Consider the following 25,862-nt stretch of genomic DNA (forward strand, 5'->3'; position numbering starts at 1 on the left):
AGCGTTCGTCCTGAGCCAGGATCAAACTCTTTATAAATGATATTTATCACTTAAAAAGTGTTAAATCTTTTTCGCTCAGCACGCAATCGCTTGCGTCCTGTGTGAATTACTTTGTTTGGAATTGTTTTACGTGTTTTTCCAATACGAAAATAGGTTCCGTTACAAGTTTTTCGATATTGTTCAATTTTCAAGGTCCTGTCTCTCAACCTCAGCGGCTGACAGCTTAAACATTTTACCAGATTTGGTTTTGAATGTCAAGCATTTTTTTCAGAAGTTTTTGAATTTCTTGGAAGAACTCGTGGAACTTCGTACTTTTTCATCCGTTTTTGTTGAGATTTATCTGTCAGACGTCCGCCTGACAGTAATGTATTTTAGCACAGCCCCGGACAAAAAGCAAGCCCTTTTTTCAACTTTTTTCAAGAAAATCCAATTTTCTTACTCTTCCAGCAATTTTGCCCGCATCAGCTTGAGGAGCTTGCGCTCCCGCCGGGAGATCTGCACCTGGGTGGTGTGCAGGATCTTTGCCGTTTCGCTCTGGGTGCGGTTCGCATAAAAGCGCAGTCGGATGAGGCGCTGGTCTTCCTCCGGCAGCGTCCCCAGGACCTCTGCCAGACCGATCTTATCCGCCAGCGCCTCTTCGGGCGATTCTACCGGGATGTCGATCTGGCGGTCCGGTTCATCCCGATTCTCCGGCGTCAGGCTCATGACAGGCTGCGCTGCCTGAACGGCCAGTGTGATGTTCTCCACGCTCTCCCCCAGCTCTTCCGCCAGCTGCGAAAGCGTCGGCTCGGTGCCGCAGAGCTTCCGGTGATGCTCCCGCGCTGCGTTGATCCGCAGATTCAGTTCTTTCAGCGACCGGCTCACCTTGACCGTGCCCCCATCCCGGAACAGTTTTTTGATCTCGCCGAGGATGACCGGCACCGCGTAGGTAGAAAAGCAGACGCCGCGCTCCGGGTCAAAGGCATCGCAGGCTTTGACAAGCCCCATGCAGCCTGCGCTGTAAAGGTCGTCGTATTCGATGCCGCGCCCCCGGAAGCGTCCGGCGCAGGAATGCACCAGCCCCAGGTTCTGTTCGATAAATTCACTGCGCCGGGTCTTGTCCGTTACCATCGTATCCCCTCGTTTTCTTTTTTATGTAGAGGGCTTTTCCTCCAGTCGCTTGGTCAGGGTGACGCGGGTGCCGTGCCCCGGCGTGGAGCTGACCCGCACCTTATCCATAAAGCTCTGCATGACCGCGAAGCCAAGGCCGGACCGCTCTTCGGGGTTTCCGGTGGTGAACAGCGGCTCCATCGCCTTGGGGATATCCGGAATGCCGACGCCCCTGTCTGCCACCGTGATCTTCACCAGCCGCCCCGGATAGACCGCCAGCGTCATCACGATCGGGCCGACCCGGTCCGGGTAGGCGTGAACGATGCAGTTGGTGACCGCCTCGGACACGGCCGTCTTCAGGTCTGCCAGCTGGGGCACAGTAGGGTCGTACCGGGCCAGAAAGGCCGCCGCTGCGCCGCGGGCATAGGCCTCGTTGACGCTGAGAGAGTCAAATTGAATTTTTGTGGTGTTTTCCGCTTTCATCCTCATTCCTCCTGTTCTTCCCGGCCGGGCTCGTCCGCACACGGAATGCCCGCAAGCCGCAGCACACGGCGCAGCTGTTCCGGGGCGTGCTGGATGCGCAGGATCCCGCCGAGGCTCCGCGCACAGCGCTGCCGCCCCAGAATGAGCCCCACGCCGGACGAATCCATAAAGCCCACCCCGCCCAGATCCAGCACCAGCGTGTGGGGTGTGCGGGTGAGCAGCGCATCGTCCAATTGGATGCGAAGGTCCTGCGCGGCATCGTGGTCGATCTCGCCCGCCAGATAGGCATAGAGCAGATCGTCCGCCGCGCTGAAGGTCACAGTCGCCATGTTATCAACTCCTTGATGGCATAAAAAAGAGCCTGTACACAGCTTCAGTGTACAGGCTCTTCGGGGTAGATTTTAGAAAACGGTGTCGCTCAGCGGACTTCCAGCTTCTGTTCGGCTTCCAGCGCGATGGCTTCGCTGCCGCAGATCAGAAGACCGCGGCGGCTGTTGGCTCTGGCCAGACCGATGGCTTCGTCCAGGCTCGTGCAGCGCTCGGCGTCGAAGTGATACCGGGCCTTTTCCAGCAGGCGCTCGGTCAGGGCGTCGTCGATGCCCTGCGGCGTGACGAGGAACACCTTATCAAAGGGGCTGTCGCTCATGCCAGGCATGGACTGTTTGTCCTTCTTCTGCTCATCCGGGGTCAGGCCGGTCTCCAGCGCAGTGAAGAACGCCTCAGCGCCTTCTTCCTCGGTCAGGCCGATGACGGCGCTCAGATGGCGCACCTTGGCCATATTGAGGACGCGGAGCAGGGCCATGGCCTGCTGCGGGGTGCGGCAGGCGTCCAGAATGATGAGCGGGCGCTGCGACAGCACCCGGATGCTGCTGCGGTTCTCGACGGCAGCAAGGCCTTCGAGGATGGCTTCGTCCGGGATGTCGAGGCCCTTTTTGCAGAGGGCCAGCGCCGTCTCGACTGCAATGGCCGCGCTGCCCGCCGCATGACGGCCCAGAAAGGCCAGCGGCACGGTATAGCCGCCGTAATCCACCCTGCTCGTGAATTTCTCGGCTTCGAGGAAGGTGATGTCGTCCGGGTCCGGCACGACCAGTTCACAGTCCTCGCGGCCAGCCGCCACGATGAGCTCGCTCAACGCGGCCTTGGGCTGCTCCGGTGCGGTGACGCAGATGGCACCTTCCCGCATGACGCCCGCAGCCAGAGCCGCCGAGCGCTCCACCGAGCGGCTCACGCCGTCCGGGCCGATGGAGGTCACCACGCAGACCGGCATGTGGGAGAGCGCTTCGGCCAGACCGGCATCCGGCAGCTCCACCACAGCCAGCCTGCAGCCCGCAGCCCCAAAGCAGGCGGCTGCTGCGGCCAGCTCTGCCGCCGCGCGGGGCAGCGGCTTTGCACGGCTCAGCGTTTCCGCTGCGGCGCAGAGCAGGGCATCTGCCACCGGCTCGCCGTTGATGCGGACCCGCTGTTCCAGCGGCTCACAGCCTGCACGGTACAGGCCGGTGACGAAACCGGCAGCCCGAAGCACGGCTGCCGTCAGGGCGGCGGCAGCGGTCTTGCCCGCCGTGCCGGCCACGCCCACATAGGCCACCTGCTGCGCCGCTGCGGGCAGCGCCGCGCGCAGTTCTTCCGCCGGGGCGAACCCCTCCGGCAGAGCAGCAAAATATTGATTTGCCTGTTCGATGGTCATTGCGTCAATCCTCGTTTCGATGTTTATAGAGCAGGATGCACATCCGGATGAGCCCCAGCAGGATCAGCCCCACGATGAGGCCGGTCATCACGCCGGAAAAATCGATCCAGACGTCTGTCACCTGGCTGCTGCGCCCCGGCACGAACAGCTGGATGGTCTCATCGGTCAGCGCCGTGAGCAGGCCGCCCAGGATGGGCCACGAGACATGCTTGAGCACATGTTTGGTGTAGACCCGCAGGCAGAGCATGAACAGGAAGCCCTCCAGCAGATATTCCGAGAAGTGCGCCAGCTTGCGGATGATGTGCATCGTGAGATGGTTTGCCGCGCCGGGCATGCCCAGCTTGCGCAGGACCTTCTGCATGAAGTCCAGCACCCGTCCGCTGGCTCCCTCGGAGACAGCCGCCACCTGCATCGAGTTCGAGAAGATGAAGACGATGCAGCCGATGAGCGCAAAGGTAAAGATGACCCGCCAGGCGATGAGCCAGGGCGAGGTGCGATTTGATGTTTCTGCCATTGTATTTAACCCAGCGCCTGGATGCTCTGCTCGATGTTGGCCAGCTTATCCTGGCTCTTTGCGTGCTTTGCACGGATATCCTCGACCAGAGCCGCCGGGGCGCGCTCCACGAACTTAGGGTTGTTGAGCTGGTTTTCGAACATGGCCAGTTCCTTTTCGGCCTTGGCCTTTTCCTTGTTCAGGCGGGCCAGCTCCTTCTCGCGGTCGATGAGCTCCATCATGGGGATAAAGCCGCGGGCCGCGTGGGTGGAGACCTGCACCATGCCGTCGGTGCTGCCCTCGTACTTGGCGGTGAAGGTCACCTCGGTGGCAAAAGCGAACTTTGCCAGATAGACCTGTGCGTTCTGGAACGGGGTCGCGTCGGCGGTCTCGATGATCATGCTGGTCTTCTTGGCGGGGTGGACGTTCATCTCGGTGCGCATGGTACGCACCGCCTTGATGTAGTCCATGACCTTCTCAAAGGCTTCCTCTTCCTCCGGCCAGTTGTGGGCCTCGTCCACGGTCGGCCAGGCCTGGGTCATGATGGTCTCGGCAGAGCCGGGCAGCGCCTGATACAGCTCCTCGGTGACGAAGGGCATGAAGGGATGCAGCAGCTTGAGGGCCTTGTCCAGCACATACACCAGCACACGGCGGGCGGTGTCAGCCTGCTCGGCATCACCGGAATTCAGGCGGGGCTTTGCGATCTCGATGAACCAGTCGCAATAGACATCCCAGATGAAGCTGTTGATCTTGGCAGCGGCCAGACCCATCTCGTAGTGGTCGAGGTTGTCGGTCATGGCACCGGCCACCTGGTTCAGTTTGGTCAGGACCCACTTGTCGCTCATGTCCAGCCGGTCGTCGGCGGGCAGGCCCGGCTCAAAGTCTTCGGGCAGGTTCATCAGCACGAAGCGGGTGGCGTTCCACAGCTTGTTTGCAAAGTTGCGGGCAGCCTCCACCTTCTTCTCGCTGTAACGCATATCGTTGCCGGGGGTGGAGCCGTCCAGCAGCATGAAGCGCAGGGCGTCCGCGCCGTACTTGGCGATGACCTCCAGCGGGTCGATGCCGTTGCCCAGGCTCTTGGACATCTTGCGGCCCTGGCTGTCGCGGACGATGCCGTGGATGCAGACGGTGTCGAACGGTGCCTTGCCGGTATAGGCCAGACCGGAGAAGATCATGCGGCTGACCCAGAACCCGATGATGTCGTAGCCGGTGACGAGGGTGTTGGTGGGGTAGAAATACTTCAGGTCGGCGCTGTCCTCATCGGGCCAGCCCAGCGTGCTGAAGGGCCACAGCGCAGAGGAGAACCAGGTATCCAGAGTATCCGGGTCCTGGGTGAACTTGCTGCCGCCGCACTTGGGGCAGGTGCAGGGGGCGTCCTTGGCGACCACGGTCTCGCCGCAGTCATCGCAGTAATACGCCGGGATCTGGTGGCCCCACCACAGCTGGCGGCTGATGCACCAGTCGCGGGTGCCCTTCATCCAGTTCATATAGTTCTTGGTGAAGCGCTCCGGCACGAACTTGATCTCGCCCTTTTCCACGCTTTCGATGGCGGGCTTTGCCAGCGGCTCCATCTTGACGAACCATTGCTTGGAGACCATCGGCTCGATGGTGGAGTGGCAGCGGTAGCAGGTGCCGACCTCGTGCTTCAGAGGCTCGATCTCCTTCAGGAAGCCGCCCTCCTTCAGGTCGGCCAGAATGGCCTTGCGGGCTTCGAGGGTGGTCATACCGGCATACTTGCCGCAGTCCAGCACTTCCGGCTCGTTCACGGTGTTCTTGCCTGCGGCGAAGATGGCATCGGCCGCCGCCTTGTCGGCAGCGCCGGTCATGCGGCCGTCGTAGGTGAAGACGCGGACGATGGGCAGGTCATGGCGGAGGCCGACCTCAAAGTCGTTGGGGTCGTGGGCCGGGGTGATCTTGACGACACCGGTGCCCTTGGTCATGTCGGCGTGTTCGTCGCAGACGATGGGGATCTCCTTGTTCAGCAGCGGCAGGATGACATGGCAGCCGTGCAGGTGCGCATAGCGGGGGTCCTCACCGTTGATGGCGACGGCGGTATCGCCCAGCATGGTCTCCGGGCGGGTGGTAGCCAGCTCCAGCATCTCGCCGGTCTCCTTGACCGGGTAGAGCAGGTGCCAGAAGCTGCCGTCCTTCTCCTCATACTCGACCTCAGCGTCCGAGATGGAGGTGTTGCAGTGCGGGCACCAGTTGACCATGCGGTTGCCGCGGTAGATCAGCTGCTTGTCGTACAGGCGGACGAACACTTCCTTGACGGCATCCGAGCAGCCTTCGTCCATGGTGAAGCGTTCCCGCTGCCAGTCGCAGCTGGTGCCGAGCTTCTTCAGCTGGCTGACGATGCGGTTGCCGTACTTGGTCTTCCAATCCCAGGCGCGCTCCAAAAAGCCGTCGCGGCCGACCATCTCCTTGGTCAGGCCCTCGGCGCGCATGGCCTCCACGACCTTGGCCTCGGTGGCGATGGACGCATGGTCGGTGCCGGGCACCCACAGGGCAGCGTAGCCCTGCATCCGCTTGGTGCGGATGAGGACATCCTGCATGGTGTTATCCAGTGCATGGCCCATGTGCAGCTGGCCGGTCACGTTCGGCGGCGGCATCACGATGGTATAGGGTTTCTTGTCGGGGTCTGCTTCCGTGTGGAAGTAGCCGCCGTCCAGCCAGAACTGGTAGATGCGGTCTTCCACCTGGCTGGGGTCGTACTGTTTTGCGAGTTCTTTCATAGGGGTTCCTCCCAAACTGTTGATGACGTGGGACGAAAAAAGCCGTCCCACGGAACGTTCCATGGGACGGCTGTAAATCAATTACACCGCGGTACCACCCAAATTGCACAAAAAGCGCCTTGCATTTTTGTGCCCCTTGATGCCCCGATAACGTGGGACAGGCCCGGAGGCGACTACTGATTTCCCCGCCTCTGCTCAAAAGCGACAGCGCATCCCCGCACACTTACCGGCTTTCACCTGCCCCGGCTCTCTGGAAAGCTGCCTGCGATGCACACTCTTTTTCATTGCATTTATACAAAGAATATAGCCGTTTTTGGGCGTTTTGTCAATCTCTTTTTTCAGAAACCGATCTTGTTCATCCAGCTTTTGGTCAGCAGCGCCGCACGGTACAGCGTTGGAGAGCAGAGGAACAACCGGAACTTGATCCGGTCGGCCCGCGAGCCGCCCCCGCTTTTCAGCAGAGTCTTTGCCAGCGCGTTCATCCGGCCGCGCATCTCTGCGCACCACCGCCGCTGCGCCGGCTGCAGGTCCTTCCGCCTGTGGGCCTGCGCAAACACCAGCATCGACGTCTTGGCTGCTTCTATGGCAAGCCTGGTGAGCTGCTGCTCCTGCTCGAAGCAGGCCCGCTGGAAAATGCCTTCTGCCAGATTCATCGTTTTCTGGGGCGAATCGGTATGGATGATGCTGCCGCCCCGCTGCACATAAAAATACAGCGGCTTTGCTGCAATCGTGATCCGTTCACACTGCCAGTAGAACTGATGCGCCGTGTATTCATCCTCGTGGATCTTCCCCACCGGAAAGCGCACCGTTTCAAAGAGCTCCCGCCGGTACAGCCGGTTCCATGCCACTTTGAAGTGGCCCCGGTTCATCTGTTCCAGCGCCCCCACACGGTCGAGCACCTTGTCTTCCTCCAGACGATACGACGACGGAAGCGGTTCTCCGGCTTCCGTCACCAGCAGGTAATCGCAGACCGCGATCTGTGCCCCGTCCCGCCGGGCGTAGGTGAGCAGTGTCTCGTACATCTCCGGGGCGATGCTGTCATCGCTGTCCACAAAACCGATCCATTCCCCGCGCGCAGCCTCCACCCCGGTGTTCCGCGCAGCGGAAAGTCCGGCGTTCTTCTGGTGGATGACCCGGATGCGCGGGTCGCGCGCTGCTGCTTCCTCGCACAGCGCCGGGCAGTTGTCCGGGGAGCCGTCGTCTATGAGAAGGAGTTCAAAGTCCCGGAAGGTCTGCGCCAGAATGGAATCCACACATTTTTCGAGGTAGGCTTCCGTTTTATAGACCGGGACAATGATGCTGATGGTCGGTTCTGCCATAGACTGTCGCTCCTTTCATCGAATCGTTTTGCCGTTTTCCTCTTCAGGACTCCTGCAGCACCTCGGTGCGGAGCCGGGCGATGAGCCGTTCCATCAGGGCGACCCGGTTGAAGGGGGTCATCAGATAAAAGCCGTCGGCATAGGGCAGGGCCTCCCGCGCCATCTTCAGCGAGATGGCAAGGCCCAGCTCCTCGCCCTGAGCGCGGTCCAGCCCAGCAAACTGCCGGATGATGTCCTCCTCCACATGGATGCCGTTGATCTCGTTCTCCATGAAGATGGCGTTCCGCTGGCTGACCACCGGCATGATGCCCGCCAGGATCCTGGCCCGGCTGCCCAGCACCTCCCGCGCATGGCGGAGGTTCTCCACCGCCTGCCCGGACAGCACCGGCTGGGTCAGGAAGCCGGACATGCCGTGTTCCAGCTTCTCACCCGCCCGGCGCAGTTCCACTTCAAAGTTGCGGGCATTCAGGTTCAGCGCACCAAAGACGGTCATCGCCGACGGCATCTCGCGTCCCTCGCCTGCCAGCGAGACGATGTACTGCGCCAGCTTGCGGGAGTTGAACTGATAGACGTTCTTCACCTCGTCCCGCTCTGCCGTGGGGATGGGGTCGCCGGTGATGGCCAGCACCTCCCGCACCCCCTCGGCATACAGCCCCAGCAGCAGCGCCTTGGTGGCGTTCAGGTTGCGGTCCCGGCAGGTCATGTGGGGCAGGGTGCACATCCCCAGCTCCCGGTGCACCCGGCAGGCCACCAGTGAGGAATCCATCCGGGCCTGCGCGATGGGGCAGTCCGCAATGGTCAGCAGGTCTGCGCCCGCCGCCTGCAGCTTCCGTGCCCCCTCCAGATAAGCCGTCAGGTCTGCATTGCGGGGGGAGTCCAGCTCAATGGCAATGACCTTTTCGCCCGCGTTCAGCTTGCGCAGGAAGGCGTCCTCGTTTTCCACCAGTTTTGCCTCCGGTGTGGAAAATTCTTTCGTTCGCGCCGGAGCCGCCGTTTCGGGCAGGGCGTCCAGCGCAGCCCGCAGGGCCGCGATGTGGGCCGGTGTCGTGCCGCAGCAGCCGCCCAGAATGCGGACCACGCCGTCCGCCGCCAGCCCGCTCAGTTCCTGCGCAAAGTAGTCCGGCTTGCCCTGATACCGCACCTGCGTCCGGGTCACGACCGGGTAGCCCGCATTCGGCATCACCGACAGCGGCAGTGCACTGCTCAGGCTCCGGGCCAGCGTGCGCATCGCGCCGGGAGCCGACACACAGTTCAGGCCCACCGCATCCACGCAGCCGCTCTCGCTCATCCGGCGGACAAGGTCTTTGCAATACAGACCTTCGCGGGTGTAGCCGTCCGGCAGCACCGCAAACGAGACGAGCACAAAGGCGTCCGGCTCCGCGGCCTTGAGTGTGCGCACAGCCTCCAGAATGCCCGCATCCGAGCTCAGCGTCTCGAACAGGAAGTTCTTTGCCCCCAGCTTCCGGAACTGCTCGGCCACTGCCGTGTAGACCTGCGCCGCCGGGAGTGCTTCGGTCTCCGGAGCCGGGCCAAGGTCTGCAAACACGAAGGCACCGGCCGGTGCCGCTGCCGCCTCGGCCAGCTTCCAGCCCGCTTCGGCCAGCGCTTCCCAGCCCGGCGTATGCGCCGCCGCCATCCGGGGCAGGCCGAAGGTATTGGTCTTGATGGCATCCGCCCCGGCTTCCAGATATTCCCGGTGGACTGCCTGCACCCCGGCCGGGTCGGTCTGGTTCGCCCGTTCGCACTCAATGCCCGGTGCCGCTCTATAATAGGTACCCATGCCGCCATCGAACAGCAGCGGCCTGCGGGATAAGAATTCTCGAATATCGTTCATATAAAAGCCCCTTTTTCCTATTTCGCTTGCTTTTGTACAAAAATTCAGATATAATTTTGTTATAAGGGAGGTGTATTCTATGCCCAAGATCCGTTCCAGCGCAGACCTGCGCAACAACTACAACGATATTTCCACGTTCTGCCACACCTATGCCGAACCCGTGTTCATCACGAAAAACGGCAAGGGAGATCTGGCCGTGATGAGCATCGAGACCTACGAAGAGATGGTCGGCCGTTTTGAATTGTACGGCAAACTTCAGGAAGGCCTTGACGATGTCGCCGCCGGGCGGACGCGCCCACTGGAAGATGTTATTTCCGATCTGCGCAGCCGGAGGAATTTCCGATGAATTATTTCGTCCATGTAACCGACAAGGCCGACCAGGACTTGGGAGAGTCATTCGACTATATTGACCTTACTCTGAAAAATCCATTGGCTGCCGATGTTCTTGTCGATACCGCCGAAAAGAAGCTGGCACAGCTTTCCACTTTTCCCAAACGCTATCCCGTTGTCCGTGACCCATTTCTGGCCAGCCTTGGCATCCGGTTTGTGCCTGTGCAAAGCTACCTGGCCTTTTATCAGGTCGATGAAACTGCACAGACCGTCCATATCCTTCGGTTCCTTTACGGCAAAAGCAGTTGGGAATCCATCCTGAAGACCGATCTTGCACCTCATTGAACCCTCTCCCCGATCCTTCGGGGATTTTTTTCGTTCTCTCTTCAGTTTAATGAAGTTTTCGCCCTTGTCAAGCATTTTTTCGGCGCATGGGACGGTTTTTGCTTGCACCGGGGGCAATTTTGTGCTATCCTATGCGTAACTTTTATGGATGGGAGTGGAAGAACCATGCGCCATGCAGGCACACAGGAGATCGAAACGGAGCGGCTGATCTTGCGCCGCCTGACCCCGGAAGATGCCGGGATGATGTACACGAACTGGGCCAACGACCCACAGGTGACCAAATACCTGCGGTGGGAGCCGCACAAAAACGCCGAAGAGACCCGCGAACTGCTGACCGCATGGGCACTGCTCTACCCGAATGTAGATTACTATGAGTGGGGCATTGTGGAAAAGGCCACCGGGCAGGTGTTTGGGTCCATCGGTATTTTCACATCCAGTTCCGCCGAACCGGAGCGCGACCCCTGGCCCGGTTTCGACCACACGAACGGCGTGTGGGAAGTGGGCTACTGCATCGGCAGAGCGTGGTGGAACAAAGGGTTTACCACCGAAGCCCTCCGTGCAGTTGTAGAATACTGGTTCAAAAATACAGACAGTAACTGGCTGGCCTGCGCACACGCATTCGAGAACCCCGCCAGCGGCCGGGTACAGCAGAAGGCCGGCTTCGTCTACGACCATGATTCCGTATACCACAAATTCGACGGCACCCCGGTCCCCTGCAAGTGCTATGCTTTGACAAGAGAACATTACAACACCCTTGCCTGCCGGTAAGGGCAGCATTTTCTGCCCGTTTTTCGCAACATTTTGTTGAGTGAACGAGCAATTCAACAGAGAGGAACTATTTTGAGCGAACTTTACGATATTTTAGTCGAAACACCCCCGGCGAAGGTCATCCTTCTGGCACTGGATCAGGGCCTGTGGGACTGCGAGCGCAGCCTTGCCGAGCTGTCGGCCCTGTGCGAAGCCAACCACATGGAGGCCGTGGCTGAAGTGACCCAGAAGCGCCAGACCCCGGAGACCGGCATCGTGCTGGGCAGCGGCAAGCTGGAAGAAGCCCATCTCGCCGCCGAGGAGCTGGGTGCCGTGTGCGCCGTCTTTGACGGCGAGCTGACCGGCAGCCAGATCCGCAACATCTCCACCGCGCTGGGCGGGCTGGAAGTCATCGACCGCACCATGCTGATTTTGGAGATCTTCCGCAGCCGCGCTGTGACCAACGAAGGCAAACTGCAGACTGAACTGGCCCTGCTGCGCTACCGTCTGCCCCGCCTGCAGGGCATGGGCGAGAGCCTGAGCCGCCAGGGCGGCGGTGGCGGCGGCGGCGGCGGTGCCCGCCGCGGTGCCGGTGAGACCAAGCTGGAGCTGGACCGCCGCCACGTCCACGCCCGCATCGACGCATTGGCTGAGAAGCTGGCCGAGATGGAGAAGCGCCGGGGCGAGAGCCGGAAGGCCCGCGCCAAGACCGGGATGCCGGTGGTCAGTCTGGTGGGCTACACCAATGTGGGCAAATCCAGCCTGATGAACGCCCTGTGCGGCCCCAGCGTCGCCGAGGCCGACATGCTGTTCGCTACACTGGACCCCACCAGCCGGAAACTGGTGCTCCCCAGCGGCATGGCGGTGCTGCTGGTGGATACGGTCGGCTTCGTCTCCCGTCTGCCCCACAACCTGGTCGAGGCGTTCAAATCCACGCTGGAAGAAGCCGCCTGGTCGGACGTCATCGTCCGGGTGGCCGATGCTGGCGACGAACAGCGCGAAGAGCAGCTGGCCGTCACCGACGAAGTTCTGGACGGGCTGGACTGCGCCGACATCCCCCGCCTGACCGTCTACAACAAGTGCGACAAGCCCGGTGCCCTGTCCTTTGACCCGGATATCCTGCTGACCAGCGCCAAGACCGGCTATGGTCTGGACAAGCTGCTGCAAAAGCTGGATGAGACCCTCAGCGACCGGGTCCATACCCTCAAGGTCCTGCTCCCCTACGACAAACTCGGCCTCGCCGCCCCCATGCGGGAGCGCGGCAGCGTGCAGGTGGAGGAGTACCGGGAAGACGGCCTTTATCTGGAAGGCATCGTCAAGACCGAAGACCTCCACTGCTTCGAAGGGTATCTCGTCTGACGAACGGTTCTGTAGAAAGTAAAATAGGTACGGTCTGCCGGACCGTACGGACCGCAAAGCGCGGAGTTTTTGGCCGAAAGGCTGAAAACTCCGCGCTTTTTTCGTGTAATTGGAGGAGCCAAAGTGTGTCAGAATTGTAAAAGATAAAATATTTTAACTATTTTTCTTGACTTATCCAACGATTTGGGTATAATGGTCGTGTTCGCAAAAAAACTCAAATTATTTAGATAATCATTGAAACAATAAAGGAGAAACCTACCATGACGTTTGAAGAGATGAAGAAGATCGTTGTTGACACCCTGAACTGCGATGCCGACAAGGTGACCATGGAAGCCAGCCTGACCGAGGACCTCGAAGCCGACAGCCTGGACGCTGTGGAGCTGAACATGGCGCTGGAGGATGCCTGCGGCGTCTCCATCCCGGACGAGGAGCTGGCAAAGCTCAAGACCGTGGGCGACATCTACAACTACATCACCGCACACGTCTGAGGCTGAACGCTATGAACGATATCCGAGACCTGCTCCCCGGCCGGATGCGGGAGCGCACCTTTCAGCTGAAGGCCAAACGGGATGCCGGAGCCATCTGGCACGAACCGCAGTTCGTGGAGTGCAAGCAGTGCGGCCGCCGCGCCGCCCGCACCCTGTGGACGAAAAGCCTTTATGTCTGCCCCAACTGCGGCTATCACATGCCCATCGGCGGGTATTACCGGCTCAGCCTGGTGCTGGACCACGGCAGCTTCCGGGAGCTGGATGCAGATCTGGCCCCGCAGGATGTGCTGCATTTTCCGGAATATGAGGAAAAGCTGACCGCCGCCCAGAACAAGACCGGCCTGCGCGAAGCTGCTGTCACGGCAACGGGCCGCATCGGCGGGGTCGCCTGTGTGGCCGCCGTGCTGGACAGCCGGGTCTTCATGGGCAGCATGAGCACCGCTGTGGGCGATAAGATCACCCGCGCCGTAGAGTATGCCACCGCCAAGCGCCTGCCGCTGGTCATCTTTTCTGCCAGCGGCGGCGCCCGGATGCAGGAGGGCATCTTCAGCCTGATGCAGATGGCAAAGACCTCGGCCGCCATCCAGCGCTTTTCCGCCAAAGGCGGGCTGTACGTCAGTGTGCTGACCCACCCCACCACCGGCGGTGTGACGGCCAGCTTCGCCAGCTTGGGCGACATCATGCTGGCCGAGCCAGGCGCCCTCATCGGCTTTGCCGGGCCGCGCGTCATTGAACAGACCATCGGCGAAAAGCTGCCTGCCGGGTTCCAGCGCAGTGAATTTCAGATGGAGCATGGCTTTGTGGACCAGGTGGTGCCCCGCAGTCAGCTGCGGGATACCCTGATCCAGGTCTTGCAGCTCCATGCAGGAGGAAAACACGCATGATCAAAGAGATTTTAGAGCAGCTGGCCCCGCTGGATGCCCAGATCGCCGCGCTGAAAGGCAGCGGCAATGACATGGAGGCCATCACGGCCCATGCGTCCGAACTGGCCGAGCTGGCCGTGGAAGAGGACGAGATCCTGCGCTCCTGCGGCCCGCTGACCGCCGAGGACCGGGTCTTTCTGGCCCGGCACCCGGAGCGTCCCCACATCGACGAAACGGTCTCGGCTCTGTTCACCGATTTCTTCGAGCAGCGGGGCGACCGCCAGTGCAAGGAGGACAGCGCCATCCTGGGCGGCGTGGCCCGGTTCCATGGGCTGCCGGTGACCGTCATCGGCCACCGCAAGGGTTCCACGCTGGAAGAGAATCTGGCCTGCAACTTCGGGATGCCCGGCCCGGAAGGGTACCGCAAGGCCCTGCGTCTGATGAAGCAGGCTGAAAAGTTCGGCCGCCCCATCATCACCTTCATCGACACGCCGGGCGCATACCCCGGCAAGGATGCCGAGGAGCGCGGGCAGGGCGAAGCCATTGCGCGGAACCTGATGGAGATGAGCGGCCTGACCGTTCCGGTCATTGCCGTCGTCACCGGCGAGGGGTCTTCCGGCGGTGCACTGGCACTGGGCGTGGCCAACCACATCCTGATGCTGGAAAACGCCGTCTACTCGGTGCTCAGCCCGGAGGGCTTTGCCAGCATCCTGTGGAAGGATGCCTCCCGCAGCGGCGAAGCCTGCGAGATGATGAAGCTGACCGCGCAGGACCTGTACCACGACGGCATCGTGGAAGAAGTGATCCCGGAGCCGCTGGGCGGCGCACAGCGCGGCCATGCGGCCCTGTTTGAACACCTGGATACTGCTCTGCGCAACCACCTGCGGGAGCTGTGCCGCATGAATGGCCGGCAGCTGGCCGACCAGCGCTACAAAAAATACCGCCAGATCGGAGAAACGAGGAACGCATGAAGGGTTTGCAGCTGATCGCCACCGGCGGAGCACTGCCGGGCCGGACGGTCACAAACGAGGACTTGAGCCGCATGGTGGACACCAGCGATGAATGGATCACCAGCCGCACGGGCATCCGCACTCGGCACTGGTGTACAGATGAAGAATCGGCTGCAACGCTGGCCGTCCGGGCGGCAAAACAGGCATTGGAGCGCAGCGGCCTTGCCCCGGCGGACATTGCCTGCTGCATCTGCGCCACGCTGTCTGCGCCGGACGCCACCCCCAGTGTGGCCTGCCAGGTGCAGGCGGCGCTGGGCCTGCCCGAAGACCGGCCTGCGCTGGACGTCAACGCGGCCTGCTCCGGCTTCCTCTACGGCATGGGCGTGGCGCGGGGCCTGCTGGCAACACTGGGCGGGCAGTATGCGCTGGTCATCGGGTGCGAAGCACTTTCCCGCCTGATGGACCCGGCCGACCGCTCCACCTGTGTGCTGTTCGGAGATGGAGCCGGTGCCGCAGTCTTCCAGCTGGCGGACACCCCCTTTGCGCTCACGCTGGGCGCGCGCGGCAGCGATGTGCTCCACGCCGGCGGGCCGTCCCGCGCAGGCTCCGCACCCATCACGATGGATGGAAAGGCCGTCTTCCGTTTTGCCGTGGAGGCGCTACCCCACTGTCTGCACACCGTGCTGGACGAAACGCAGCGCACCCTCGACGATCTGTCGTGGGTGGTCTGCCATCAGGCCAACAGCCGCATCATCGACCACTGCGTCAAGGCGCTGCGGGCCGACCCGGCAAAGTTTTATAAGAACATGGACCGTCACGGCAACACCAGCGCCGCCAGCATCCCGGTCGCTCTCAACGAGCTGGCCGAAAGCGGGCAGCTGAAGCCCGGCCAGCTGCTGGCCTGCATCGGCTTCGGCGGCGGGCTGACCTGGGGCGGCGCGATTTTTCAATACAAAGAGTGCGTATGAAACTGTTGAATGAAATTTTAGGCACAAAATACCCCATCATCCAGGGCGGCATGGCCAACATCGCCACCGGCGAGTTTGCCGCTGCCTGCTCCAACGCAGGTGCGCTGGGCATCATCGGCGCAGGCGGCATGAACGCCGACACCCTGCGTGAGAACATCCGCCGCTGCAAGCAGCTGACGGACAAGCCCTTCGGCGTGAACATCATGCTGATGCACCCGCAGGCCGATGAATTTGCAAAGATCGTGGTGGAAGAGGGCGTGCAGGTGGTCACCACCGGCGCAGGCAATCCGGGCAAATATGTGCCCGCATGGAAAGCCGCCGGCATCAAGGTGATCCCCGTGGTCGCCGCCGCCGTTCTGGCAAAGCATCTGGAGCCGCTGGGCATTGACGCCGTGATCGCCGAAGGCACCGAAAGCGGCGGCCATGTGGGCGAAATGGCCACCATGGCGCTGGTCCCGCAGGTCGTGGACGCCGTCAATGTGCCCGTGATCGCAGCGGGCGGCATCGCCGACGGCCGTCAGCTGGCCGCCGCACTGGCACTGGGTGCCTGTGGTGTGCAGGTGGGCACCTGCCTGCTCGTGAGCGAGGAGTGCCCCATCCACGAAAACTATAAAGCGGCCCTGCTCAAGGCCAAGGACAGCGATACCATCGTGACGGGCCGCATCGGCGGCTCGCCGGTGCGTGTGCTGAAAAACCGGATGAGCCGGGAATATGTCCGGCAGGAAAAGGCCGGAGCCGACAGGATGGAGCTGGAAAAGTACACGCTGGGCAGTCTGCGCCGCGCCGTTTTTGAGGGCGACACCGCCACCGGCAGCCTGATGGCCGGTCAGGTAGCCGGTATGCTCCACGAGGTGCGCCCGGTGGCAGACATCCTCGACGACCTGTGGAACAGCGGGAGGCAGCGCATCGCCGCGCTGAACGAGGAATGCTGACCCTCGGCAAAAAGACTCTGTCCGTCCCCATCCTGCAGGGCGGCATGGGCGTAGGCGTTTCGCTGGGCGGGCTGGCCGGGGCCGTGGCGGCCTGCGGCGGCATGGGGTGCATCTCCACCGCCGATGCAGGCTACCGGGAACCGGATTTTGCCCGCGACCCGGTCCGCGCCAACCACCGCGCGCTGGCGGCAGAGATCCGAAAGGCCAAAGACCTCGCCAAGGGCGCTGGCATGGTGGCCATCAACGCGATGGTAGCCACGCAGGACTATGCCGCCGCCATCCGCACAGCGGTCGAAGCCGGTGTGGACGCCGTGGTGTCCGGTGCGGGTCTGCCGCTGGAACTGCCCGGCCTTGTGGATACGCCGGACGTGGCCATCGCCCCCATCGTATCCAGCGGCCGGGCGGCAAAGCTCATCCTGCGCCGCTGGGCCAAGGCCTTTGGCCGGACCGCCGACTTTGTGGTGATCGAAGGCTGCAAGGCGGGCGGGCACCTCGGCTTTTCGGAAGAAGAGCTTCTTGCCGGGGCCTGCCAGACACTGGACGACATCCTGCCGGAGGTCCTGGCCGAAGTCCGGCCCTATGAGGCACAGTTCGGCCACCCCATCCCGGTCTTCGTGGCGGGCGGCGTCTACACTGGTGCCGACATGGCCCATTTTACGAAGCTGGGGGCCGCAGGCGTCCAGCTGGCCACCCGCTTTATCCCAACGGTGGAGTGCGATGCTTCGCAGGGGTACAAGGACGTTCTGCTGAAGGCCCGCCCCGAAGATGTGCGCATCATCCACAGCCCGGTGGGGATGCCGGGCCGGGCACTGAACACGCCGCTGGTGCAGGCGCTGGCGGAGGGCCGACGCTTTCCGCCCCGGCACTGCGCCCGCTGCCTGAAGACCTGCGACCCCGCCTGTGTGCCCTACTGCATCACCCATGCACTGATCGAAGCGGTCAAGGGCAATGTGGAGGAAGGTCTTTTCTTCTGCGGGGACAATGTGGGCCGGCTGGACCGGATGTACACCGTCCGTGAACTGATGGACGAACTTGTGACCGAATGGAGGCAGAACGCATGAAACTTGCCGTGTTGTATGCCGGCCAGGGTGCGCAGCACCCCGGCATGGGCAAAGAATTTTATGAAGCATCGCCCGCTTTCCGGGCCGCATTCGACAGCGCCGTGCTGGATTTTGACCTGCACCGCGTCTGCTTCGAGGACCCGGACGGCGTTTTGGGGCAGACCCAATACACCCAGCCCTGCATGGTGGCCTTTGCCTGCGGCGTGACCGCAGTGCTGGCCGAAAAGGGCGTACAGCCCGCATACACCGCCGGGCTTTCCCTCGGCGAATATTCCGCGCTGGAAGCAGCCGGGGTGTTCACCGCGAAACAGGCCATCGAGCTGGCCGCCTACCGCGGCAAAGCCATGGCCGATGCCGCCAACGGCATCGACTGCGGCATGACCGCCGTGCTGAACCTGGACCGCGAGACCCTTGCGCAGTGCTGCGAACAGGCTTCGGCTCTGGGCTGTGTCCAGATCTGCAACTACAACTGTCCGGGTCAGCTGGTCATCGGCGGCGAAAAGGCTGCGGTGGAGCAGGCTGCCGCGCTGGCGAAAGCCGCCGGTGCCCGCCGCTGCATCCCGCTCAACGTGAGCGGCCCCTTCCATACCCGGCTCATGGCCCCCGCCGGGGACGCCCTCGCCCGCCGGTTCGAGACCGAATCCTTCGGCGAAATGCGCGTTCCGGTGCTGTTCAACTGCCTGGGCCGCGAAAAGGCTGCGGAGGACAGCATCCCGGCCCTGCTGGTCCGGCAGGTGCAGAGCAGCGTCTACATGGAAGATACCCTGCGCCGTCTGGGCGAGCTGGGCGTGGACCACATTCTGGAAGTCGGCCCCGGCAAGGCCCTGAGCGGTTTTGTGAAAAAGACTCTGCCCGGCGTCGAATGCGCTGCGGTGGAGACCCCGGAAGAACTGGACGCCGTGCTGGACGCATGGAAAAAGGAGACCGTATGAGCGAACAGACTCTGACCCGCGCCGCCGTCGTGACCGGCGGGAGCCGCGGCATCGGCCGCGCCGTCTGCACGGCACTGGCAAAACAGGGCGTGAACGTGGTGGTCAACTACTGCCACGGCGAAGCCGCTGCGTCCGAGACCGTCGCGCTGTGCAAAGCCGCAGGCACAGACGCCGTGGCCGTGCAGGCCGATGTTTCCACCGCCGCAGGCTGCAAGGCACTGTTTGACGCCGCCGCGGCCGCCTTTGGCCGGGTGGATATCCTGGTGAACAACGCGGGCATCACCCGCGACAACCTCATCCTCCGCCTGACCGAAGAGGACTTTGACGCCGTGCTGGACGCCAACCTCAAGGGTGCTTTCCTCTGCTGTAAGGAAGCCGCCCGCCGCATGGTGCGCCAGCGCTATGGCCGCATCGTGAACCTTTCCAGCGTTGTGGCGCTGCGGGGCAATGCCGGCCAGACCAACTATGCCGCCAGCAAGGCCGGCCTCATCGGCCTGACCAAGAGTCTGGCGCGGGAGCTGGCCAGCCGGAACGTCACGGTGAATGCCGTTGCGCCCGGCTTTATTGAGACCGATATGACCGCCGCTCTGCCGGAAGCCGTCCGCGCCGAAATGGCCAAAGGCATCCCGGCGGGCCGGGCCGGCAGCCCGGAGGATGTGGCGAACGTGGTGGCATTCTTCACCGCTGAACAAAGCAGCTATCTCACCGGGCAGGTGCTCTGTGTGGATGGCGGCATGGCAATGTAAAAGGAGAACTTTCGCATGGAAAAACGCAGAGTCGTGATCACCGGCCTTGGCACTGTGAACCCGCTGGGCAACAACGTTTCCGCAAGCTGGGATGCTGCCATGGCAGGCAAATGCGGTATCGGGCCCATCACCCAGTTCGATGCCAGCGAATTCAAGTGCAAGCTGGCGGGCGAAGTCAAGAACTTTGACCCGGAGACCGTCGTAGACAAAAAAGAAGCCCGCAAGATGGCCCGTTTCACCCTGCTGGCGCTGGCTGCGGCCGCCGAAGCCATTGCGGACAGCGGCCTGGACACCGAAGCGGAAGCCCGCCAGATCGGCGTCATCCTTTCCAGCGGCATCGGCGGTCTGCCCACCATCGAAGAGCAGCACACCCGCGGCGAGGAGAAAGGGATGGAGAAGGTCAGCCCCTACTTCGTCCCCATGTCCATCGCGAACATGGCCGCAGCGCAGATCGCCATCCGCTTCGGGCTGAAGGGGATGTGCACCTGCCCGGTGACTGCCTGTGCAGGCGGCACCAATGCCGTGGGCGATGCTTTCCACCGCATCCGTGATGGCTATGAGCCGGTCATGGTCTGCGGCGGTGCCGAAAGCTGCATCAGCCCGCTGGGCATCGGCGGCTTCACCAGCATGAAGGCACTTTCCACGGCTTCCGACCCGGATGCCGCCAGCCTGCCCTTCGACGCCCGCCGCGGCGGCTTCGTCATGGGCGAGGGCAGCGGTGTGCTGGTGCTGGAAGAACTGGAGCACGCGAAGGCGCGCGGTGCGCACATCTATGCCGAAGTGGTGGGCTACGGTGCCAACTGCGACGCCTACCACTTCACCGCACCGGCCCCCGGCGGCGCAGGTGCCATCGACTGCATGAAGCTGGCGCTGGCTGACGGTCAGGTCGCTCCGGAAGCCATCGACCACATCAACGCCCACGGCACCGGCACCCACATGAACGACAGCTGCGAGACCGCCGCCATCCATGCGGTGTTCGGTGCCCATGCCGGGGACATCGCCGTCGTTTCGACCAAGAGCATGACCGGCCACCTGCTGGGCGGTGCAGGCGGCGTGGAAGCCGTGTTCACCGCGCTGGCGCTGCGCGACCAGTTTGCGCCGCCCACCATCCACTACGAGCAGCCCGACCCGGAATGCGACCTGGATTACGTTCCCAACACCGGCCGCTCCATGAAGATGGAATACGCGCTCAGCAACAGTCTGGGCTTTGGCGGGCACAATGCCTGCCTCGTGTTCCGGAAATGGGAGGGCTAAGCCATGGCTGAACCCCGCATCGTGCGCGAAACGCCCCATGCCCTCACGGCAGAGCAGATCGCAGCCATTCTCCCGCACCGCTACCCCTTCGCCCTCGTGGACCGCATCCTGGACTACGAGCCGGGCCAGTGGGCCATCGGCCGCAAATGCGTGACCCGCAACGAAGAATTTTTCAACGGCCATTTCCCCGGTGCGCCCGTCATGCCCGGTGTCCTCATCCTCGAAGCACTGGCCCAGACCGGCGCTGTGGCGGCGCTCAGCCTGCCGGAGAATCAGGGCAAGCTCGCCCTTTTCGGCGGCATCAAAAACGCCCGCTTCCGCAAACAGGTCACACCCGGCGATGTGCTCACCCTCCACTGCGAGCTGGTGGAGCAGCACGGCCCGGTGGGCATCGGCAAAGCCTCGGCCTATGTGGACGGCAAGTGCGCCGCCACCGCAGAGCTGACCTTTGTGCTGACCGAAAAGGCAGACGCCTGACATCCGTTTTTTCAAGCGAATAAAATACGCAAAAACAGCAGCCGCCGGGAATCTCTTCCCGGCGGCTGCTGCTATTAGGAGGACCAAAAGCGATCCCTGGAAAAACTTAGTTCAGGATGGTCTGCTCGGTCTCGACATCGAAGACATGGACCTTGTGCGGATCGAAGGCGACTCTGACGGTGTCTCCGTTGCGAGCCTTGGAGGTGGGAGCCACACGAGCGGTCATCTTGTTGCCCTTGTACTCCAGGTACAGGTAGATCTCAGCGCCCATCATCTCGGAGACGTCGACCTGAGTTTCCAGGTGGCAGTCCGGATGCTTTGCCATAAATTCGGGCTCGTCGTCGATGTCCTCAGGACGGATGCCCATCTTGACCTTCTTGCCGACATAGGAGTCCAGCTTGCCGTCTGCCGTCTTCTCCTTGGGCAGGGGGATGGAATCGCCGCCCAGGTCGATGGCATACTGGTCACCATTCTTGGTCACGGTGCCGTCCAGGAAGTTCATCTGGGGGCTGCCGATGAAGCCTGCGACGAACATGTTGCAGGGCATGTCATACAGGTTCTGCGGGGTATCGACCTGCTGGATGATGCCGTCCTTCATAACGACGATGCGGTCGCCCATGGTCATAGCCTCGGTCTGGTCGTGGGTAACGTAGATGAAGGTGGTAGCCAGCTTCTTGTGCAGCTTGATGATCTCGGTGCGCATGCTGGTACGCAGCTTTGCATCCAGGTTGGACAGAGGCTCGTCCAGCAGGAAGACGGCCGGGTTACGGACCATTGCGCGGCCCAGAGCAACACGCTGGCGCTGGCCGCCGGACAGAGCCTTCGGCTTACGGTCGAGCAGGTGCTCGATCTCCAGGATCTTGGCAGCCTCGTGGACGCGGCGGTCGATCTCATCCTTCGGGGTCTTGCGCAGCTCCAGACCGAATGCGATGTTCTTGTAAACGGTCATGTGGGGATACAGAGCGTAGCTCTGGAACACCATGGCGATATCGCGGTCCTTCGGGGGGACGTCGTTGATCAGACGGCCGCCGATGTACATCTCGCCCTTGGAGATCTCCTCCAGGCCGGCGATCATGCGCAGGGTGGTGGACTTGCCGCAGCCAGAGGGGCCGACGAAGATGATGAATTCCTTATCCTGGATCTCCAGGTTGAAGTCGGTAACAGAAGGAGCGGTAGCGCCCGGATAGATCTTGTAAATGTGCTGGCAGCTAATCGAAGCCATAGGTCATTTGCCTCCATTATGTTTTATCAGGTTCGCACCGCTTCTTGACGAGGGGTGCTTTCGTTGTTATTATAATAGCAGATTATTTTGTGATATAAAATAGCATTTTATTGATTTGAGGTGTCAGATATTGATTTTTGATTGGAGCACCACCGCAGCGCTGGCCTCGGTGCAGGATGTCCAGCCCGAAAGCCCCCTCACGCTGGCGGGCGAAGGGCTGTGGGTGTGCCTGGTCTCCAGCGGAAAATGCACGGCTTCCCTGCCCGCTGCCGGGCCGTCCCCGGCGGGGTCGGCTCTCGTCCTGCCGCCCCAGAGTGTGTCTGCCGGCCATCTGATCCTGAGCCGCGCCCCGCTGGCCCTTGCCCCGGAGGGCGGCTGCCATCTGCTCTGCATCCAGCTCACCGGGCAGGCGGCGGCGCAGTTCCTCGCCGGGCTGACCGAGCTGCCCTTTCTGGCCCGCGGCGAGACCTGCCCTGCCGCCGCCGAACTGATGGGGCGGCTGGCCGCAGAGGCCGGAGCAGAGCTTCTCGGCACCCCGCACAGCCGTGCCGTCAGCCAGCTCGCCTTTGCACTGCTGTGTGAGCTGTCGGGGGCCGACAGCGCTGCGCCCTCCCTGCCGCCCCTCGTCACCGCCGCCATCGAGGACATCCGCCAGAACTACGCGGGCCTCTACGGCGTAGAAGAACTCAGCGAGCGGCTGGGCGTCTCGAAAAGCCACCTCGTCCGCACCTTCACGGCCGCAGTGGGGGTGCCGCCGGGGCGGTATCTGACCACCGTCCGCATCGAAGCGGCCATGCGTCTGCTCCTCCACCGGGAATACACGCTGGACGTCATCGCCAGCCTGTGCGGCTTTTCCGGGGCGAACTACCTCTGCCGCGTCTTCAAAAAAGAGACCGGCCACTCCCCCGCGCAGTGGCGGGCCATGGCCGGTCAGGCAGTGCGCCCCCTCTCGCCCGCCGAAAGCAAACGGGAGCAGGAACTCTATATCTAATGTACCGGGGCTGCTCTGCCCCGCTTTTTTATGCCCTTCCGGCCTTCCGCTTCAGCAGGAAGACGGTCAGCGCCAACGTGATGGCCTCCGAGACCGGGAACGCCGCCCAGACGCCGTTCATCCCGAACAGTGCGCTCAGCACCAGCGAACAGACCACGATGGCCACCATGCCGCGGCACAGCGAGGTGATGGAGGCCTCCGCCGGGCGGTTGACGGCTCCCAGATAACCCGCCGCCACGATGTTGCAGCCCGCGAAGAAGTACCCCACGAAGTAGATGCGCATCCCGCTGTGGGCAAACTCAGCCATGAGCGCGGAGTTCTCGCTGTTGAAGAGGGCCGTCAGCGCATCGGTATACCCGAACACGACGCCGTACAGCAGCGCCGCCAGCCCCAGCGCCGTGCCGCAGCCCAGCAGCAGGAGCTTTCTGGCCCCGGCCATCTCATTTTTGCCGTAGCACTGGCTCACCAGCGGCTGAGCGCCCTGCGCCACACCGTTGAAGATGGCCGTTGCCACCAGCGCAAAGTTCGCCACGACGCCATAGGCCGCCACAGCCACATTGCCCGCCAGGCGCAGCAGCAGGAAGTTGAAAACGGTGGTCGTCACGCCGGAGGAAAGCTCCCCGACAAAGCCGGAGATGCCCAGCTGGCAGCTCTGGGCCAGCAGCCTGACGGACGGTGCCTTGCGCACAAAGGTGATGGTGTTGCTCTTCTTTATAAAGTGCGCGCTGCATACGGCAATGCTCAATATCGGCGAGATGGCCGTTGCCAGCGCCGCACCGGGCAGACCCAGGCCCATCGGGAAGATGAAGATGTAGTCGAACACCACATTGAACAGACTGCCGCTCAGCGTCGCCACCATGGCCAGCGAGGGGTCGCCGTCGTTGCGGACGAAGGACGCCACCACATAGTTGCACATAAAGAAGGGGGTGAACATCAGGAAGATGCGGGCATAGTTCATGCCCAGCGCCACGATGTCCGCATCGCCGCCCATCAGCCGCAGCAGGCCGTCCGGGCGGAAGATGCCCACCAGCATGAACGGCACCGCCAGGATGCAGACGCTGAAAATGGCATTGGAGAAATAGTACTGCGCTCGCGCATCCCCCTGCGCCCGCAGGATGGCATAGCGGGTGGCCGCGCCCAGACCGATCATCGAGCCGAAGGCAAAGATGAGATTATAGATGGGCAGGCAGAGGTTCAGCAGGGTCACGCCGTCGGTGCCCGCCGCCTGCGCAATGAAATAGGTATCCGCCAGGATGTAGCACGACGTTCCCAGCAGGCCGAAAATGTTCTGGGAAACATATTTGAAAAACTGCTTTGTCAGGTTCATGAAGCGTCCTTTCTGTCCATTCTTACACTTGTTCGCCAGTTTAGCACAGTTTTACGCAAAATGTCAATCTCGTGCGGCAGACCGCTCCCACCGGAACGGTTGCTTTTCCCCCCGCCGCACGAGGGGAGTTTTCCCGGAGATGCGGCTCATATAAAGCTCCCGCCAGATTTCCCGTTGACGAATCGCTTTTACCGGGTGTATACTTGTACCCTATTTTGATGGAAAGGAGGGAGCCGCCATGCCGGAAAAGCCCCTGCTCTGCCTGGGCGAAACCTGGCTGGAACTGACCGCCGACACTCCGCCGGAGCTTGCCGGACAGTTTCAGGTGCAGGTCGGCGGCTGGGGGGCCGGACTCTGCCGCGCCTACACCCGCTGCGGCGGGCGGGCGGTGCTTCTCTCCCAGCTGGGGGCCGACCCCTTTGGCCGCAAGGCAGCGGCCCAGCTGGCGGCAGACGGTGTGGACTGCTCCCGCCTCTGCTTCACGGATGCAGCCCCCACCCCGGTGGTCTTCTCCGGCGCGGGCGAGACGCTCCCCTATCGCACCCGCTCCTCCGAGCTTTGTTATGCCCCGGAACAGCTGGACGCCGACACTTTCCGGGACGCCTTTGCGCTCTGCTTCTCCTCCGCCTGCCTGCTGGACTCCCCCGCCCGGATGACCCATCTCAAGGCCATCGCCGCCGCGCGGGATGTCGGCACCTTCGTCTGCTATGCGCCCCGGATGGCCGAGTCTGCGCCTTTCTGGCCGGACGCTGCTTTTCTGCGGGAAACGGCCCGCGCATTTTTTCCACAGGCGGACGTTTTGTTGTTGAAAAACAGCGACCTTTTTCCGCTGTTTGGCTCTCATGAGCTGCGCACGGCCCTGTTTGCCCTTTTTTCCGGCCATGTCCAGCTGATTTTTTATGCCGATTCGGAAAATGTTCATCTTTTTACACGGAGCGTACTGCTTTCTGCGGCAAAAAACGCCCTTACCGAGGCCGAACTGCTCCACCGGCTCTGCCGCCTGAACACCTGGCCGGACAAGCTGGCCGGCCTGCGGGAAAGCACGCTCCGCAAGCTCTTATTCTGAACTGCCTTTCATCTGCCCCCCGTACAACGCACAAGACCCCCGGCCTGCGCCGGGGGTCTTGTGCTGCATTCTGCCAAAAATGCAAAAAAAGGCAGCGCCGTGGAAAGGAGGAGAAAGCGGCGCTGCCTGTCGTATGAGAACTCCCAAACATTTGCGGTTGTCAGGAGATG

General features: G+C 62.3%; 26 protein-coding genes and 1 other annotated feature. Of the genes, 16 read left to right on the forward strand and 10 right to left on the reverse strand.

Features of this window, described 5'->3' with window-relative positions; translation table 11 throughout:
- Positions 1 to 435: 435 nt before the first annotated feature.
- The 8 genes from J3350_RS05165 to J3350_RS05200 all read right to left on the reverse strand — a co-directional run bounded on the left by J3350_RS05165 (position 436) and on the right by J3350_RS05200 (position 9,634).
- Positions 436 to 1,110 carry a sigma-70 family RNA polymerase sigma factor gene (locus J3350_RS05165; protein ID WP_097791706.1) on the reverse strand — a complete coding sequence of 225 codons (675 nt, stop codon included), beginning with the start codon at positions 1,108 to 1,110 and terminating at the stop codon, positions 436 to 438.
- Positions 1,111 to 1,131: 21 nt separating this feature from the next.
- Complete coding sequence (spoIIAB, locus tag J3350_RS05170; protein WP_097791705.1) at positions 1,132 to 1,572, reverse strand: anti-sigma F factor; 441 nt, start codon at positions 1,570 to 1,572, stop codon at positions 1,132 to 1,134.
- 2 nt (positions 1,573 to 1,574) lie between these two features.
- Complete coding sequence (locus J3350_RS05175; RefSeq protein ID WP_207685937.1) at positions 1,575 to 1,901, reverse strand: anti-sigma factor antagonist; 327 nt, start codon at positions 1,899 to 1,901, stop codon at positions 1,575 to 1,577.
- An 89-nt stretch (positions 1,902 to 1,990) separates the two neighbouring features.
- On the reverse strand, positions 1,991 to 3,256 hold the full coding sequence (locus J3350_RS05180) for a folylpolyglutamate synthase (RefSeq protein WP_207685938.1): 1,266 nt from the start codon (positions 3,254 to 3,256) through the stop codon (positions 1,991 to 1,993).
- Between the two features lie 4 nt (positions 3,257 to 3,260).
- On the reverse strand, positions 3,261 to 3,770 hold the full coding sequence (locus J3350_RS05185) for a VanZ family protein (protein ID WP_207685939.1): 510 nt from the start codon (positions 3,768 to 3,770) through the stop codon (positions 3,261 to 3,263).
- A 5-nt stretch (positions 3,771 to 3,775) separates the two neighbouring features.
- A complete protein-coding gene (locus J3350_RS05190) occupies positions 3,776 to 6,481 on the reverse strand; it encodes a valine--tRNA ligase (RefSeq protein ID WP_207685940.1) in 2,706 nt (901 codons plus the stop codon).
- A 59-nt stretch (positions 6,482 to 6,540) separates the two neighbouring features.
- Positions 6,541 to 6,775: a binding site (T-box leader), on the reverse strand.
- 44 nt (positions 6,776 to 6,819) lie between these two features.
- A complete protein-coding gene (locus tag J3350_RS05195; protein ID WP_207685941.1) occupies positions 6,820 to 7,800 on the reverse strand; it encodes a glycosyltransferase in 981 nt (326 codons plus the stop codon).
- A gap of 43 nt (positions 7,801 to 7,843) precedes the next feature.
- Positions 7,844 to 9,634, reverse strand: a complete 1,791-nt coding sequence (locus J3350_RS05200; RefSeq protein ID WP_207685942.1) for a bifunctional homocysteine S-methyltransferase/methylenetetrahydrofolate reductase — start codon at positions 9,632 to 9,634, stop codon at positions 7,844 to 7,846.
- Between the two features lie 79 nt (positions 9,635 to 9,713).
- Between J3350_RS05200 and J3350_RS05205 the strand changes: the two genes are divergently transcribed.
- The 14 genes from J3350_RS05205 (at position 9,714) to fabZ (ending at position 21,086) form a co-directional block, all read left to right on the forward strand.
- Positions 9,714 to 9,980 carry a type II toxin-antitoxin system prevent-host-death family antitoxin gene (locus tag J3350_RS05205; RefSeq protein WP_097791698.1) on the forward strand — a complete coding sequence of 89 codons (267 nt, stop codon included), beginning with the start codon at positions 9,714 to 9,716 and terminating at the stop codon, positions 9,978 to 9,980.
- Positions 9,977 to 10,309, forward strand: coding sequence for a type II toxin-antitoxin system RelE/ParE family toxin (locus J3350_RS05210; RefSeq protein ID WP_207685943.1), 333 nt, complete (start codon positions 9,977 to 9,979; stop codon positions 10,307 to 10,309). Before J3350_RS05205 ends, J3350_RS05210 begins: the two co-directional genes overlap by 4 nt.
- A 165-nt stretch (positions 10,310 to 10,474) precedes the next feature.
- A complete protein-coding gene (locus J3350_RS05215; RefSeq protein WP_207685944.1) occupies positions 10,475 to 11,077 on the forward strand; it encodes a GNAT family N-acetyltransferase in 603 nt (200 codons plus the stop codon).
- Between the two features lie 72 nt (positions 11,078 to 11,149).
- On the forward strand, positions 11,150 to 12,415 hold the full coding sequence (hflX, locus tag J3350_RS05220) for a GTPase HflX (protein ID WP_118552520.1): 1,266 nt from the start codon (positions 11,150 to 11,152) through the stop codon (positions 12,413 to 12,415).
- A 260-nt stretch (positions 12,416 to 12,675) separates the two neighbouring features.
- Complete coding sequence (acpP, locus tag J3350_RS05225) at positions 12,676 to 12,903, forward strand: acyl carrier protein (RefSeq protein WP_097791694.1); 228 nt, start codon at positions 12,676 to 12,678, stop codon at positions 12,901 to 12,903.
- Positions 12,904 to 12,914: 11 nt separating this feature from the next.
- Complete coding sequence (gene accD, locus J3350_RS05230) at positions 12,915 to 13,787, forward strand: acetyl-CoA carboxylase, carboxyltransferase subunit beta (protein WP_207685945.1); 873 nt, start codon at positions 12,915 to 12,917, stop codon at positions 13,785 to 13,787.
- Positions 13,784 to 14,737 carry an acetyl-CoA carboxylase carboxyltransferase subunit alpha gene (locus J3350_RS05235; RefSeq protein WP_207685946.1) on the forward strand — a complete coding sequence of 318 codons (954 nt, stop codon included), beginning with the start codon at positions 13,784 to 13,786 and terminating at the stop codon, positions 14,735 to 14,737. Before accD ends, J3350_RS05235 begins: the two co-directional genes overlap by 4 nt.
- The gene (locus J3350_RS05240; protein ID WP_118552517.1) at positions 14,734 to 15,684 is read left to right on the forward strand and encodes a beta-ketoacyl-ACP synthase III; all 951 of its coding nucleotides are present in this window, start codon (positions 14,734 to 14,736) and stop codon (positions 15,682 to 15,684) included. Before J3350_RS05235 ends, J3350_RS05240 begins: the two co-directional genes overlap by 4 nt.
- Positions 15,681 to 16,616, forward strand: coding sequence for a DUF561 domain-containing protein (locus J3350_RS05245; RefSeq protein WP_207685947.1), 936 nt, complete (start codon positions 15,681 to 15,683; stop codon positions 16,614 to 16,616). The genes J3350_RS05240 and J3350_RS05245 overlap by 4 nt, the downstream gene beginning before the upstream one ends.
- Positions 16,610 to 17,677: a nitronate monooxygenase family protein gene (locus J3350_RS05250; RefSeq protein ID WP_207686017.1), complete on the forward strand. Its 1,068-nt coding sequence runs from the start codon at positions 16,610 to 16,612 to the stop codon at positions 17,675 to 17,677. The genes J3350_RS05245 and J3350_RS05250 overlap by 7 nt, the downstream gene beginning before the upstream one ends.
- Complete coding sequence (locus J3350_RS05255; RefSeq protein ID WP_207685948.1) at positions 17,674 to 18,609, forward strand: ACP S-malonyltransferase; 936 nt, start codon at positions 17,674 to 17,676, stop codon at positions 18,607 to 18,609. Before J3350_RS05250 ends, J3350_RS05255 begins: the two co-directional genes overlap by 4 nt.
- The gene (gene fabG, locus J3350_RS05260; RefSeq protein WP_207685949.1) at positions 18,606 to 19,355 is read left to right on the forward strand and encodes a 3-oxoacyl-[acyl-carrier-protein] reductase; all 750 of its coding nucleotides are present in this window, start codon (positions 18,606 to 18,608) and stop codon (positions 19,353 to 19,355) included. The genes J3350_RS05255 and fabG overlap by 4 nt, the downstream gene beginning before the upstream one ends.
- Positions 19,356 to 19,370: 15 nt before the next feature.
- Positions 19,371 to 20,609, forward strand: coding sequence for a beta-ketoacyl-ACP synthase II (gene fabF, locus J3350_RS05265; protein WP_118552513.1), 1,239 nt, complete (start codon positions 19,371 to 19,373; stop codon positions 20,607 to 20,609).
- Positions 20,610 to 20,612: 3 nt separating this feature from the next.
- A complete protein-coding gene (gene fabZ, locus J3350_RS05270; RefSeq protein ID WP_179859470.1) occupies positions 20,613 to 21,086 on the forward strand; it encodes a 3-hydroxyacyl-ACP dehydratase FabZ in 474 nt (157 codons plus the stop codon).
- A 106-nt stretch (positions 21,087 to 21,192) separates the two neighbouring features.
- On the opposite strand, the gene J3350_RS05275 is transcribed toward fabZ, so the two are convergent.
- Complete coding sequence (locus tag J3350_RS05275; RefSeq protein ID WP_097791685.1) at positions 21,193 to 22,308, reverse strand: ABC transporter ATP-binding protein; 1,116 nt, start codon at positions 22,306 to 22,308, stop codon at positions 21,193 to 21,195.
- Between the two features lie 130 nt (positions 22,309 to 22,438).
- Between J3350_RS05275 and J3350_RS05280 the strand changes: the two genes are divergently transcribed.
- Positions 22,439 to 23,299 carry a helix-turn-helix domain-containing protein gene (locus tag J3350_RS05280; protein ID WP_207685950.1) on the forward strand — a complete coding sequence of 287 codons (861 nt, stop codon included), beginning with the start codon at positions 22,439 to 22,441 and terminating at the stop codon, positions 23,297 to 23,299.
- Positions 23,300 to 23,327: 28 nt separating this feature from the next.
- On the opposite strand, the gene J3350_RS05285 is transcribed toward J3350_RS05280, so the two are convergent.
- On the reverse strand, positions 23,328 to 24,626 hold the full coding sequence (locus J3350_RS05285; protein WP_207685951.1) for an MATE family efflux transporter: 1,299 nt from the start codon (positions 24,624 to 24,626) through the stop codon (positions 23,328 to 23,330).
- Positions 24,627 to 24,864: 238 nt separating this feature from the next.
- Between J3350_RS05285 and J3350_RS05290 the strand changes: the two genes are divergently transcribed.
- Positions 24,865 to 25,692, forward strand: coding sequence for a carbohydrate kinase family protein (locus J3350_RS05290; RefSeq protein ID WP_207685952.1), 828 nt, complete (start codon positions 24,865 to 24,867; stop codon positions 25,690 to 25,692).
- The last annotated feature ends 170 nt before the right edge of the window (positions 25,693 to 25,862 follow it).

It is taken from the genome of Faecalibacterium sp. Marseille-Q3530 (assembly GCF_017377625.1).
Classification (GTDB): Bacteria; Bacillota; Clostridia; order Oscillospirales; family Ruminococcaceae; genus Faecalibacterium; species Faecalibacterium prausnitzii_E.

Bases quoted from the DNA above. Each gene is read 5' to 3' on its own strand.
- J3350_RS05165 (WP_097791706.1), bottom strand. From the start codon at position 1,110: ATGGTAACGGACAAGACCCGGCGCAGTGAATTTATCGAACAGAACCTG.
- spoIIAB (WP_097791705.1), bottom strand. From the start codon at position 1,572: ATGAAAGCGGAAAACACCACAAAAATTCAATTTGACTCTCTCAGCGTC.
- J3350_RS05175 (WP_207685937.1), bottom strand. From the start codon at position 1,901: ATGGCGACTGTGACCTTCAGCGCGGCGGACGATCTGCTCTATGCCTAT.
- J3350_RS05180 (WP_207685938.1), bottom strand. From the start codon at position 3,256: ATGACCATCGAACAGGCAAATCAATATTTTGCTGCTCTGCCGGAGGGG.
- J3350_RS05185 (WP_207685939.1), bottom strand. From the start codon at position 3,770: ATGGCAGAAACATCAAATCGCACCTCGCCCTGGCTCATCGCCTGGCGG.
- J3350_RS05190 (WP_207685940.1), bottom strand. From the start codon at position 6,481: ATGAAAGAACTCGCAAAACAGTACGACCCCAGCCAGGTGGAAGACCGC.
- J3350_RS05195 (WP_207685941.1), bottom strand. From the start codon at position 7,800: ATGGCAGAACCGACCATCAGCATCATTGTCCCGGTCTATAAAACGGAA.
- J3350_RS05200 (WP_207685942.1), bottom strand. From the start codon at position 9,634: ATGAACGATATTCGAGAATTCTTATCCCGCAGGCCGCTGCTGTTCGAT.
- J3350_RS05205 (WP_097791698.1), top strand. From the start codon at position 9,714: ATGCCCAAGATCCGTTCCAGCGCAGACCTGCGCAACAACTACAACGAT.
- J3350_RS05210 (WP_207685943.1), top strand. From the start codon at position 9,977: ATGAATTATTTCGTCCATGTAACCGACAAGGCCGACCAGGACTTGGGA.
- J3350_RS05215 (WP_207685944.1), top strand. From the start codon at position 10,475: ATGCGCCATGCAGGCACACAGGAGATCGAAACGGAGCGGCTGATCTTG.
- acpP (WP_097791694.1), top strand. From the start codon at position 12,676: ATGACGTTTGAAGAGATGAAGAAGATCGTTGTTGACACCCTGAACTGC.
- accD (WP_207685945.1), top strand. From the start codon at position 12,915: ATGAACGATATCCGAGACCTGCTCCCCGGCCGGATGCGGGAGCGCACC.
- J3350_RS05235 (WP_207685946.1), top strand. From the start codon at position 13,784: ATGATCAAAGAGATTTTAGAGCAGCTGGCCCCGCTGGATGCCCAGATC.
- J3350_RS05240 (WP_118552517.1), top strand. From the start codon at position 14,734: ATGAAGGGTTTGCAGCTGATCGCCACCGGCGGAGCACTGCCGGGCCGG.
- J3350_RS05245 (WP_207685947.1), top strand. From the start codon at position 15,681: ATGAAACTGTTGAATGAAATTTTAGGCACAAAATACCCCATCATCCAG.
- J3350_RS05250 (WP_207686017.1), top strand. From the start codon at position 16,610: ATGCTGACCCTCGGCAAAAAGACTCTGTCCGTCCCCATCCTGCAGGGC.
- J3350_RS05255 (WP_207685948.1), top strand. From the start codon at position 17,674: ATGAAACTTGCCGTGTTGTATGCCGGCCAGGGTGCGCAGCACCCCGGC.
- fabG (WP_207685949.1), top strand. From the start codon at position 18,606: ATGAGCGAACAGACTCTGACCCGCGCCGCCGTCGTGACCGGCGGGAGC.
- fabF (WP_118552513.1), top strand. From the start codon at position 19,371: ATGGAAAAACGCAGAGTCGTGATCACCGGCCTTGGCACTGTGAACCCG.
- fabZ (WP_179859470.1), top strand. From the start codon at position 20,613: ATGGCTGAACCCCGCATCGTGCGCGAAACGCCCCATGCCCTCACGGCA.
- J3350_RS05275 (WP_097791685.1), bottom strand. From the start codon at position 22,308: ATGGCTTCGATTAGCTGCCAGCACATTTACAAGATCTATCCGGGCGCT.
- J3350_RS05285 (WP_207685951.1), bottom strand. From the start codon at position 24,626: ATGAACCTGACAAAGCAGTTTTTCAAATATGTTTCCCAGAACATTTTC.
- J3350_RS05290 (WP_207685952.1), top strand. From the start codon at position 24,865: ATGCCGGAAAAGCCCCTGCTCTGCCTGGGCGAAACCTGGCTGGAACTG.